The organism is Pseudomonas sp. DWP3-1-3b3 (genome assembly GCF_049896305.1).
In the GTDB taxonomy this organism is placed as follows: domain Bacteria; phylum Pseudomonadota; class Gammaproteobacteria; order Pseudomonadales; family Pseudomonadaceae; genus Aquipseudomonas; species Aquipseudomonas azotoformans_A.
The window spans coordinates 1-581 of the sequence record NZ_JAFCUA010000030.1 but is presented as its reverse complement, the minus strand read 5'-3'; the positions used below and the strand labels follow the sequence as shown (position 1 = coordinate 581).

2 protein-coding genes are annotated in these 581 nt (G+C 66.4%); both read right to left on the bottom strand.

The window, feature by feature from the left end:
- Positions 1 to 259, bottom strand: a 259-nt coding sequence (locus ACP7BX_RS30870; protein WP_426197825.1) for a transposase, incomplete at its 3' end; no start/stop codon positions are given.
- Positions 211 to 581 (bottom strand): transposase (locus ACP7BX_RS30865; protein WP_426197823.1); only part of this gene is annotated, 371 nt, incomplete at its 5' end. The genes ACP7BX_RS30870 and ACP7BX_RS30865, both read right to left, overlap by 49 nt.

Genomic DNA, 581 nt, shown 5'->3' with positions numbered 1-581 from the left:
CGAGATTGCGCTGCTTGTAGGCCTCTGGATCGAAGGGCTGGAGGTTCTTGCGGGTAGGATTGTTGGGGATGACGGGCGTGGTGCCGCGTTCGATGAGGAAGCGCCGCAACTTGTCGGCGTCGTAAGCGGTGTCGGCCAGACAGAGGCGCGCCCTGGGCAGGGACTCCAGCAATGGCCTGGCGAAGGGGGCGTCGCCGCGCTGTCCGGCGGTTATTTCGAAGGCGATGAGGCGTCCCTTGCCATCGACGACGGCGTGGATCTTGGTCGTGCGGCCGCCGCGCGAACGGCCGATCGCCTGGATTTCGGCCCCCCTTTTCCCCCGCCCGCCGAGCGGTGGGCCTTGGCGCTGGTGGAGTCGATCATGTGGACATCGTCGGGACTGAGCGCGACCAAGGCCGTAAACAGCCGCCGCCACACGCCCTTGATCGTCCAGCGGCGGAAGCGATTATAGATGGTCGTCGGCGGGCCGTAGACCGCCGGGCAGTCCTGCCAGCGGCAACCCACTTTCAGCACATGGATGATCCCGCTAATCACCCGCCGGTCGTCCACCCGACGGGCGCCAGGCTGGTTCTTCGGCAAAA